General features: G+C 28.2%; 10 protein-coding genes and 1 tRNA gene. 10 read left to right on the forward strand and 1 reads right to left on the reverse strand.

The genetic code is table 11. From position 1 onward, the window contains the following. Positions 1 to 746: 746 nt before the first annotated feature. The gene (gene lonB / locus MBFIL_RS09585; protein WP_245637489.1) at positions 747 to 2,639 is read left to right on the forward strand and encodes an ATP-dependent protease LonB; all 1,893 of its coding nucleotides are present in this window, start codon (positions 747 to 749) and stop codon (positions 2,637 to 2,639) included. A gap of 89 nt (positions 2,640 to 2,728) precedes the next feature. Here lonB and MBFIL_RS09590 read toward each other — a convergent pair whose 3' ends face one another. Next, a complete protein-coding gene (locus MBFIL_RS09590; RefSeq protein WP_066973936.1) occupies positions 2,729 to 3,652 on the reverse strand; it encodes a ribose-phosphate diphosphokinase in 924 nt (307 codons plus the stop codon). 329 nt (positions 3,653 to 3,981) lie between these two features. Here MBFIL_RS09590 and hypA point away from each other — a divergent pair, with 329 nt between their 5' ends. The 9 genes from hypA to MBFIL_RS09635 all read left to right on the forward strand — a co-directional run bounded on the left by hypA (position 3,982) and on the right by MBFIL_RS09635 (position 10,953). Beyond that, complete coding sequence (gene hypA, locus MBFIL_RS09595) at positions 3,982 to 4,353, forward strand: hydrogenase maturation nickel metallochaperone HypA (protein ID WP_066973938.1); 372 nt, start codon at positions 3,982 to 3,984, stop codon at positions 4,351 to 4,353. 170 nt (positions 4,354 to 4,523) lie between these two features. Beyond that, a complete protein-coding gene (gene hypB / locus MBFIL_RS09600) occupies positions 4,524 to 5,177 on the forward strand; it encodes a hydrogenase nickel incorporation protein HypB (protein ID WP_066973940.1) in 654 nt (217 codons plus the stop codon). 125 nt (positions 5,178 to 5,302) lie between these two features. Then, entirely contained in the window at positions 5,303 to 6,325 is a 1,023-nt protein-coding gene (locus MBFIL_RS09605; protein WP_066973942.1) for a DUF354 domain-containing protein, read from the forward strand. A gap of 148 nt (positions 6,326 to 6,473) precedes the next feature. After that, positions 6,474 to 6,546, forward strand: a tRNA-Ala gene (locus MBFIL_RS09610). 293 nt (positions 6,547 to 6,839) lie between these two features. Beyond that, a complete protein-coding gene (locus MBFIL_RS09615; RefSeq protein ID WP_066973944.1) occupies positions 6,840 to 7,919 on the forward strand; it encodes a hypothetical protein in 1,080 nt (359 codons plus the stop codon). Positions 7,920 to 8,143: 224 nt separating this feature from the next. Beyond that, positions 8,144 to 8,614 carry a DUF1890 domain-containing protein gene (locus MBFIL_RS09620; protein ID WP_066973946.1) on the forward strand — a complete coding sequence of 157 codons (471 nt, stop codon included), beginning with the start codon at positions 8,144 to 8,146 and terminating at the stop codon, positions 8,612 to 8,614. A gap of 50 nt (positions 8,615 to 8,664) precedes the next feature. Next, positions 8,665 to 8,973, forward strand: a complete 309-nt coding sequence (locus MBFIL_RS09625; RefSeq protein WP_066973948.1) for a DUF1894 domain-containing protein — start codon at positions 8,665 to 8,667, stop codon at positions 8,971 to 8,973. Positions 8,974 to 9,034: 61 nt separating this feature from the next. Beyond that, the gene (locus MBFIL_RS09630) at positions 9,035 to 10,024 is read left to right on the forward strand and encodes a methionine synthase (protein ID WP_066973950.1); all 990 of its coding nucleotides are present in this window, start codon (positions 9,035 to 9,037) and stop codon (positions 10,022 to 10,024) included. 257 nt (positions 10,025 to 10,281) lie between these two features. Beyond that, positions 10,282 to 10,953 carry a thymidylate synthase gene (locus tag MBFIL_RS09635; protein ID WP_066973952.1) on the forward strand — a complete coding sequence of 224 codons (672 nt, stop codon included), beginning with the start codon at positions 10,282 to 10,284 and terminating at the stop codon, positions 10,951 to 10,953. Positions 10,954 to 11,114: the final 161 nt, after the last annotated feature.

The following is an 11,114-nucleotide window of genomic DNA, read 5'->3' on the forward strand; positions in this document are numbered from 1 at the left end:
AATAGATATTCAATGAAAAACATAGACAACAAATAAAAAAAACTACAAAAAATAATTTACAATCTAACCACAACTAAGAAAATTCACTGTCATCCATCAACTGAAAAATTAATTATTGCACAGCCAATAATATATAAAAAAATATTTAGAATTATTTTAATTACAAAAATTTACTAAAATAAAAAACTTTTTATATGGGGATATAGAAAAATTATTATATCATAGTGATTAAATAATATATTCATTATATAAAATTTTTTTATTATAATTTATAGGTTTAATTAATTTACTAATGTACATTTATAGATTTAGTATAATTAAATTTAGAATAATTAATATAATAATGTCTAATAATATGTCTATAATGTTTAATTCCACAAATAAATCTGTAATTTTATTTCAATTCAAATTTAGATCTTTAACAATTAAAGATATTCATAACTACAAATATAATATGGGTTATAATTATTTATCAATATAATTATTTAAGGGAGTATTTTAAAATGGGATCTAAGGATAATGTTAATGGAGAGCATGATACAATTATTGATAACGATGTTAATATAGATAATAATAATAATAATAATAAGGAATCTAATGAAATCAACAACAGTGAAAAAGAGGATAATATAGAAACTAATGAAACTAATGAAGTTAATAAAAATAAGGAGGATACTGTTATTGAATCTAATAAAAATACTCAGGATGAGGGCAGCTTAGGGGATGTTGAAGGAAATATTAAACCAATGATAGACTATGGGAAAATTAAGGGGTCTCAAGATGTTGAAATTCCTCAACTATTAATTGATCAAGTTATTGGGCACGAAGATGCAATAGAAACTATTAAAAAAGCAGCAAAACAAAGAAGAAATGTTTTATTAATAGGAGAGCCAGGGGTTGGAAAATCAATGCTTGCTAAAGGAATGGCAGAGATGTTGCCTCCTGAAGTATTACAAGATATTCTGGTGTATCCTAATCCTGAAGATACTAATAATCCTATTATACGTCTAGTTCCTTCAGGTGAAGGTAAAAAAATCCTTAAAAGTAGTAAGTCAACTGTTAGTAATTATGATGAATGGAAAACTATCATAATTCTATTTTTAATGGTAGGTGCTGTACTTGTTGGTTTTTACTTCAAAAGATTTTGGGAAACAGCTATTATAATTTTATTACTATTTTTAGTTGCAGCTCTTACAAAATTACCTAGAAATGCTTCTGTAGGTCCTAAATTACTTGTTAATAATGCTGATAAAAGATTCGCACCATTTATCGATGCAACAGGTGCTCATGCTGGAGCTCTTCTTGGGGATGTAAGACATGACCCTTATCAATCTGGAGGTCTTGGTACTCCTGCTCACGAGAGAGTTGAACCTGGAATGATTCATAAATCAAATAAAGGAGTTTTATACATTGACGAAATCGGAACAATGAATATGAAAACTCAACAGGAATTGTTATCTGCAATGCAGGAGAAACATTACTCTATTACTGGACAGAGTGAAACAAGTAGTGGGGCAATGGTTAGGTCCCAACCAGTTCCATGTGATTTTGTATTAGTTGCTTCTGGGAATATTCAAGTTCTTGAAGGTATGCACATAGCTATGAGGTCAAGAATTAGAGGGTATGGTTATGAAGTATTTATGAAGGACTACATGGAAGATACTAAGGAAAACAGGGAAAAATTAGTTCAATTTGTTGCTCAGGAAGTTAAAAATGATGGTAGAATTCCACATTTCTCATCTTCCGCATTGGATGAAATAATCATGGAAGCTAAAAGACGATCTGGTAAGAAGGACGCTTTAACATTAAGACTTCGTGAACTTGGTGGATTAATTCGTGCTGCAGGAGATTTTGCAAAAGAACAAGGTGCTGATCTCGTCACAGCAGAACATGTAGTCGAATCTAAGAAGTTTTCAAGAACATTAGAACAGCAAATAGCTGATAGGTCAATTATCCAAAGAAAAGAGTACAGTGTTTACAATCCTAAAGGTGGAAAAATTGGAATAGTTAATGGTTTGGCTGTTATTGGAGATAGAAGTGGATTAATTTCACCAATAGCTGCTGAAGCAGCACCTGCTCAAAGTACACATGAAGGAAAAATAATAGCTACAGGAAAATTAGGAGAAATAGCTAGAGAATCTGTTCAAAATGTAAGTGCATTAATTAAAAAGCACACTGGAACTGATATTTCGCACTATGATATTCATGTTCAGTTTTTACAAACTTATGATGGAGTTGAAGGTGACAGTGCCAGTGTTTCAATTGCAGCTGCTGTTATTTCAGCTATTGAAGAAATCCCAATAGATCAGACTGTAGCATTAACTGGTTCTCTAAGTGTAAGAGGAGATGTAATGCCTATTGGTGGAGCAACTGCAAAAATAGAAGCTGCTGCTGAAGCAGGAATTAAAAAAGTTATAATTCCAAGATCTAACCTTAAAGATGTAATGATTGAGAAAAAATACGAAGAACAAATAGAAATCATTCCTGTCGATTCTTTAAGTGAAGTTCTGGATAATATACTTGTTGGTGGAAGTAGAAAAAATAATTTAGTCAAAAAAATGAAAGCTATTGGAACTGCTGTAGCTGAGAAAGTCCCAAATACTTCAATAAAAGGAAATATTCCAAATAAATCTAATTAATAGATCTAATTACTGGATTTAATTAGTAAATTTATTAAAATATTGATATTTCATTTTTTTCTCTTAATTGAATTTTTTAATTTTAAATCTTATTTTAAATGTTTAGCTATTGTTTTAGCAAGTGAAATAGTACTAACTTCTGATTTTAAGCTATCTGTTCCAGAAATGGATCTTGCTCCAGCAGCATATATTTTGAGTACTGCATCATTTACTAAAACTGGATGAGCACAGCAAACATCAACTGATTTAGCCCCATTTTCCTTTAGTATATGCACAGCATTGACTATGGTTCCACCAGTAGCTATTATATCATCAATGATAATAGCTTCTTTTCCTTTAACTGCACTAATTTCTACGTTTTTACTTTTAACATCTTTAAATGCAGGATCATCATTTGAAAAGTCACATCTCATGTTCACGACTTTAGTTTCAACTTTATCTGGGCTGATTCTAACTTTACTAAGGTAAGTAGATTCACAGTCTAATATATTAGCTATTTCTTCTGCAAATTCTAAAGCTCCTTTATCTGGACCTATAATAATTGGATTATATGTATTTTCTTTAATATGTTCAGCTATTGCAGGCATTGCTGATATATTTTGTGTTTTAATGCTAAAAAAGTCTCTTACACTATTTTCATGAAGATTTATAGTTAATATCTCTGTTGCACCAGCATTTTGAATTAATTCTGCAACAATTTGGGCAGATATTGCTTCACCTGATTTAAAACGTTTTTCTTGTCTACCATAGCCAAAATAAGGTATAACAACTTTAATCTTTTTAGCCCCAAGACTTTTTAAATTTTTTATTAAAAATAATAGCTCTATTAAGTTTTCATCTTGCGGATTGCCTGTTGATTGAACAACAACAATTTCTTCATCAATTTCACCTTTCACTCTAATATATCTTTCTCCATCAGGAAACTTTTTCGTTTCAATAGGACACAATTTATCATTGAGTTTTTTTGCAATGTTTGCTGCTAATTTTTGAGATGCGGATCCGCCAATTATCAATATTATCACCTAATAGCTATGGAATCTAATTTATATTAATGTTTACTTAGTAAAACATGATTTGTAATTAATAATATTCTTAATTAATTAAGTATATCTATTATTACTATTTATATGTTATTAATATAGATTTATATTTAATTAATTTAATATTTTAAGCTATTTAATATATAATTTAATATTTTTAATAATGCTCATAATTAAATATTAAATTCAATATATTATTAAATTGAACCTTTTTATGTAACTTTTTGAATTAAATAAATATCACATAAATTTCTAATTAACTATTATATATCTGAGGATAATATTATTTATGAGGTGTACTTATGCATGAATTGTCAATGGCTGAAGGGATTTTAAAAGCTGTTATTGAAAAATCAGAAGATAATAATGCAACTGAAGTTATTGAAGTCGTCGTTGAAATAGGTAAAATGGTTTTGATCAATCCTGAACAAATAAAGTTTCTGCTGGATGTTTTAAGTGAGGATACCATAGTAAAAGGTGCTATATTCACTATTGAAGAGATTCCTATTGAAATTGACTGTCCAGAATGCGAATACAAAGGGAAAATTGATGATGATGAATTAGATCACTATGCTCCAGTAGTAAACTGCCCTAAATGTGGAAATAAACGATTACACATTACAAATGGTAAGGACTGCATTGTTAAAAATATTATAATAGAACAAGAAGATTAAACTTTTAAAATATTTTAAAAATGTTAAAATATATAATTAAATAATAAAATATGTTAATAAATTATTATATATTAAGTGTTTATAGTTAATTAATAATATTAATACTAGTAACACTAGTAATAATATTAATACTAGTAATACAACTACTAATCTGGTAAGAGAGGGATTTTATGCATAAAATAGCTGAAATTGAAGTTCAACATAATATAATGAAAGCTAATGAGAAAATAGCTAAAAGAATTCAAGAATCTTTAAATTCACACAATGTTTTTTCTGTAGATTTTGTGGGAGCAATAGGGTCTGGAAAAACGACGCTTATTGAAGAGCTTATAACTGATATGAATGGTAATATTGCAGTTATAGCGGGAGATGTAATTAGTAAATTCGATGCAGGACGATTTAAAAAGCATGGTATTCCTGTTGTAGGTTTAAATACAGGAAAAGAATGTCATTTAGATGCTCATTTAGTGGAGCATGTTTTGGATGATATTCCTCTTAAAGATATTGATTACTTGTTCATTGAGAATGTAGGTAACTTAATATGTCCTGTTGATTTTGATTTAGGAGCTCATATGAGGGTTGTTGTTATTAGTGTTAGTGAAGGGGATGACACAGTAGAGAAACACCCATTAATATTTCAGAGTGCGGATTTAGTAGTAATTAATAAGGTAGATATAGCTGATGCGGTTGGTGCTGATGCGGATAAAATGGTGGCTGATGCAAAAGCTTTAAATCCTAATGTTAAAATTATTAAAACTAGTTTGAAACATAAAGAAGGGCTTAAAGAAGTAATTTTTGCTATTGAAGAATTTTTAATTCAATAATTATAATATCAATACTTTATTTAATATTAAATATTCTCATCTTTTATAAAGTTAATAGCTAAACTATGTTAATCTTATTTTAAATTAGTTACATTTTAATTTAAATATTATTTGGAGGTGTTTTCATGAAGATATGGATAGATATAACAAATGCACCACATGTAAGGTTCTTTAAAGACATAATACAATATTTCAAAGATCAAGGTGAAGATTTAATTATTACTGGTAGGAAATTTGGAGATATTCATAAATTAATGAATTTGTATGGGCATGATTTTATTTCTGTAGGTAAACATGGAGTTTCCCTCATTGATAAGCTTAAAAGAAGTACAGAACGTGTTAATGAATTGGCTGATTTGGTATCTAGTGAAAAAATAGATGTGGCATTATCTAAACATTCAATTGAGCTTCCAAGGGTTTCTTTTGGATTAGGAATACCAAGTTTGTATGTTTTAGATAATGAGCATGCAGAAGCTGCAAATAAACTTACTTTGCCTCTATGTGATAGGATAATCTCTCCTCGAATTCTTGATGTGTGGAAATTACTTAGTTATGGATTGGATCCTAATAAATTAATTAGATATAATGGTACTTCCGAAACTATTCATTTTAAATCCTTCAAATACAATGAGAATATTTTTGAAGATATGGGTCTTAATCTACCTCTTTCTAAAACAATATTAATGCGTCCAGAACCTTCACTGGCTTCTTATCTTGATGCTGAATGTACTCAATCTGTTTTAACACCTATTGTTGATGTACTTAAAGCATATGCTAATATTCTTGTTCTTCCAAGATTTAAGCAGCAAGCAAAGATTTTTGAAGGTATTGAAAATGTAACTTTACTTGAACCTCCTGTAGATACATCAAGCATAATTAAAAAATCTGACTTAGTTATTGGTGCAGGAGGGACTATGAACAGAGAATCAGCTATTTTACAAACTCCTGTTATTTCATGCTATCCTGGAGCTACTCTATCTGTTGATCAGTTCTACATTGATAAAAACTTAATGTTTAGGTCTAATAATGTAAATGAAGTGGTTAACACGGCTTTATCTATGCTTATATCAAATAATCTACCAAAACCACTTAAGTTTGATGACTTGTTCCAGTTAATTGTAGATAATGTTTATGACATGAAAAAATAGCTATTTTATGCTATTTTATAAAATGTTCATATAATAACTATTTACATGAAACATTTAAATATATGAAATTATATATTATTATTAAATTATGTATTATGTTATTTAACCAATATTGTTACTTTTATTTCATAATTTATTAATGTTTTAAGGGCTGGTAGCTCAGATGGTAGATCGTCGCCTTGGCATGGCGGAGGCCCCGGGTTCAAATCCTGGTCAGTCCATTAATTCTATAATTTTATTTTTATTTCATAATTTCTTTTAATTAATTATATATGGATTTAATAAACAAAAGATTTATAATCTATTAGGACAATATAATAATATTATTAATAAATAGTCTTATAAAACATTAATTATAGAGCTATTATAAAGCATAATAATGATAATTTTTTTAAAAAATTTAATCATATAATTAATATTTATTTTCATTATTATGAAATGTATATTATAATTTTACTTAGAATAAACAATATGCTTTTTATTAACAATTAATTTAATTTAACAGGAGTCTTAAATGCCTTTCATAGCTCAAAATCATTTTCAGTTCATATTAGAAGTAGGAGCAATATTATTTGCTGTAGTATTTTTTGCTATTAATTTAGTCCCAATTTCTTTAAGTATAGTGACTCTAGCTTCTCTGGTAGTAGCAATAGGAGTTAGTTTACTATTTGGGATAGATATAGTAATGCTATTTTTATCATTTGGACAGAACGAATTTACGCATCCTTTAGGTCCTATTGCTCTTTTAGCTATTATAACTGCTTTAGCTTCTTTAAGAGTAATGGAAGATTCTGGAGTTAATGTTAGAAGCTTAAAAAATGTTGTATGGTTCTTGTTGATTTTCATCACAGTTTCAGGTGCATTAATGCATAGATCCTTTTTATTACTATGGATATTAGGATTATTTATAGGATTTTTCATTATTTCCAAGTCATTCAGACAAAAATCTTTCTTAACTATTAAAAGAATCATAATATTTTTAGGATTAGGCACAATAGCCTTTGGAGCGCTTGAATTAATTTCTCAAATTTTACACATGGAAATTTTCAGCCCACTGCTTAGAATTGGACGGCTTGAGCAAAATGCAATTCCGTCGATTAAAATGGTTTTAGGAAACACTCAATTAATTGGTCATAATCCTACATCCTCTTTTTGGGGAACTGAAGGAACAGGTTTTGCTGATGGGTATATTACATTACCAATGTCTTTAATTATCTTATTTGGATTGCCATTCCCTTTGTTTTTTGGTGTTCTGGTTACTAAAAAGGATGTAATTGACTATATGCTTCCAGGTATTATGGGATATGCTTTTGATTTTGGATACCTTGGTTTACTTGCATTAATTGCATTTACAATCATAACGACAATAGTTGGGTTTAAATTACTTGCAATGTATCGTGAAAAACGTGAAAAAAATAATAAAAAGTATCTTGGAAGAGAAGTATTACTTATAGGTTCATTAACAGCATTCATTACTCAAGCATTAATTGGACTATTCATATTTAACAGGACTATAAATGGTACTGCACTTTTAACTTTCCTCATACTTTCTGCATTAGTACTTGCACATGTGGTTTCATTAAAGCGAGAATAATATAGTTTGGAATAGCTAAATCGCAATTATTATTAATTTAAGTAAATAATATAATTATATATAATTAATTAATTTGGGGCATTGATTTCGAAAAAATAAAAATTTTTTCAAGTTCCTTTTAAAGCTATAAAAACTGATTTAAGTGCATATGATATAGTACATTTATGAATATAACTAGTATTATGAATTTTGATTTCATATTATAAATATAAAAAGGTTGAATCATGAAAGCATTAATTTTGTTAGGTTGTCCTGAATCTCCATCCCAAACACCAATGGCTAATTATGTGTCTTGGAAGTTATCTAATTTAGGATGGGATGTTTCAGTAGCTAGTACTCCAGCAGCATCAAAACTTTTAGAAGTTGGTGATCCTAATAATCAATATATTAAAAACAAAATAGACATTGACTCAACTTTAAACACTTTAGAAGAAGGTCAGTTTGATTTACTTATTGGATTTGTATCTAAAGATGCTGCAGCATCTTATTTTGTAACATTTTATCATATATTAAAAATTAAAGCTCTCGCTTTAATATTTGAGAAAGACCTTGATGTTTTAGAGGATCTTACAAATATTGTTCGAGAAAGCACTGATGCAGAGATGGTTTCTGTAAAGGCGTATCATAATCCAACACCTTTAAAAGTAAAGTTCAATAAATCATTAGATAAATTATTAGGAAATGTTAGGGATTAAATAAGATAATTAATAAAATGTTATTATTTATTGATATATGAGGTAAGAATATGTCTTTTTGTTTAGAAACATATCTTCAACAATCTGAGGATTATGAAGTTTTACTTGCGAAATCTGGTTTTAAAGAATGTGCTAAAATTATTAATGAAAAAGCAGAAAAAGTATTTTATGTTAATCCTGGAGATAAAGTCTTAGGTGCAAGATTAATAGGAATTCCTCCAATACCTGTAGGAATTTGTCCAAGTAAAGGAACTATAATAATTTCTTATACAAAACCATGTCATGGCACTGCAGCTATTGAAATTCCTGTAAAAAATGAAGATATTGAATCTATTAAAGAAATAGCTATTAAAAAATAAGAAATTTTTATTAATTCTTTTTATTATTACTGTTATTAATAATGTATTATTGGGTGTAATTGTGTTAAGTACTGTTGTTGGAAGCTATCCCGTACATTTTAATGAAAAAAATACAATAAACAAACTTTCATCTACTTTAGGTTTATATGATCCTTATAAACCAGCTATTTTTCATGCAGTGGAGTCACAATTAAAAGCAGGAATTGATATTATATCTGATGGTCAGGTAAGGGGGGATATGGTAACTATTTTTGCGAAAAATATTCCTGGTTTTAAGTCAAATGGAAACTCTTTTGAAATTAACTCTAAAATACAAAAACCAAATAAACATATTGGGGTTAATGATTTAAAAATAGCTATTAATTTTATGGATGATTTTTTAGAAAATTCTGATCTTCCAGAGCATGAAAAAGAAAAAAAAGGAGTTAAAGGAATAGTAACAGGTCCATATACTCTTATTCAATCCTCAAGTTTAGGTAATGCTTATAAAAATAAAGATGACGCGATCATGGATTTAGCTATAGTTTTAAGAGATGAATGTTTGGCTTTAGAAGAAGTAGGGGCTAAACTAATTCAAATTGATGAACCTTTTTTTTCTACAGCTAAACCTAAAAATAAATCTCAGGATTCATTTTTTGGAGTAAATAAAGAGCATATTCTAAAAAAAGCTATTGATTTAATTACATGTGATATTTCTATTCCAGTTTCTATTCATTGTTGTGGTGATATTAGTAATATTATTAGTGAATTAGCTACGTTCAATGTGGATATTATTGATATTGAAATTGCAGGATTTTTAAGTAATATTGAAGTCATGGAAAATCATTTAAGTGAACTTAAAGGTAAAAAGATAGGATGGGGTTCTATAGACACTAAAAATCCCTTAGTTGGTTCCATTGAAGATATTGCTAAAATCATTGAAAAAGGAATTGATCTTTTTGGTTTAGAAAATCTTTACATTGATCCTGATTGTGGTATGAGGTTGTTAAATGGTGATATAGCTTTTTCAAAACTTGAAAATATGGTTAAAGCTATGAAATCTCTAGAATAATTTTTATTCTATGCTCATTTTTAAATTTAATTTAAATTCTTTTAAATTTCTTAATTAATAAATTTTAGTATTTATATAATTTATATAAATTATTTAAAGTTAAATAACTATTTTTAGATTATTATGTACTGCTATGTTTTATTCAAAATCATTAAACTATTCATTTTTTTATTTAAATTAAATTAAATTTTTTAGAAATATTTAATAGCTATTATACATATACACTTTATTGTTATATTCATAACAAGGTGATTTAAATGCCAACATTAATAGAAGTCGATGAGATTGCTGAGGGATGGGAAGCTCTCGTTAAAAAGATTGTGAAAGAAGGTAAATGTGTTAATGATGAACGTGGCTCTCTAACAAAAGAAATACTCAATGTATTGGTTAGTGTGAAAACTCCATTTGGTAAGAAATCATCCGATTTTTTCAATTTACAGAGTAAATCTTCGATAATGGATATTAGAGTTCCTGAAGGATATTTTTGGAGTGGAGATAAGCTTAAATCATATAGTGAACAGTTTGTTAGTGATGATAAACAAGGATTTATTTATACTTATGGTAATCGTCTTAGAAAGCACTTTGAAGGGATAGATCAAGTAAAAGAAGCAATTGATCGTTTAAAAAATTGTCAAGAATCAAGAAGAGCAATTTCAATTACATGGGATCCTACAATTGATGGTTCTAATGATGAAGTACCATGTATGATATTGATTGATTTTAAGTTAAGAGATGGTAAATTAAACACAACCGCACTATGGCGATCCCATGATATTTATGGTGCATGGTTCCCAAATGTTGTAGGTCTAACTTATTTAGCCCAATATGTATCAGATAATATAGGGGTAGCTATAGGTTCTATAACAGTTCACTCAATAAGTGCCCATATATATGAAGTTAACTTTGATGAAGCAAACAAATTATTATAATTTATATATATAAATTTATTAACTAAGTTTATTAGGCTATGTCAAAAACTTCATGGTTGAGATAATTTTTCCTCTTTCTTGCTCCCATTTTATTCTTTGAAGATCTAAATAGGTTGTTATTCCTTGTTCTGTCTTGTATATTTTTTTCAGGTGTCTTGGTA

Origin of the sequence: Methanobrevibacter filiformis (assembly GCF_001639265.1) — an archaeon.
In the GTDB taxonomy this organism is placed as follows: domain Archaea; phylum Methanobacteriota; class Methanobacteria; order Methanobacteriales; family Methanobacteriaceae; genus Methanacia; species Methanacia filiformis.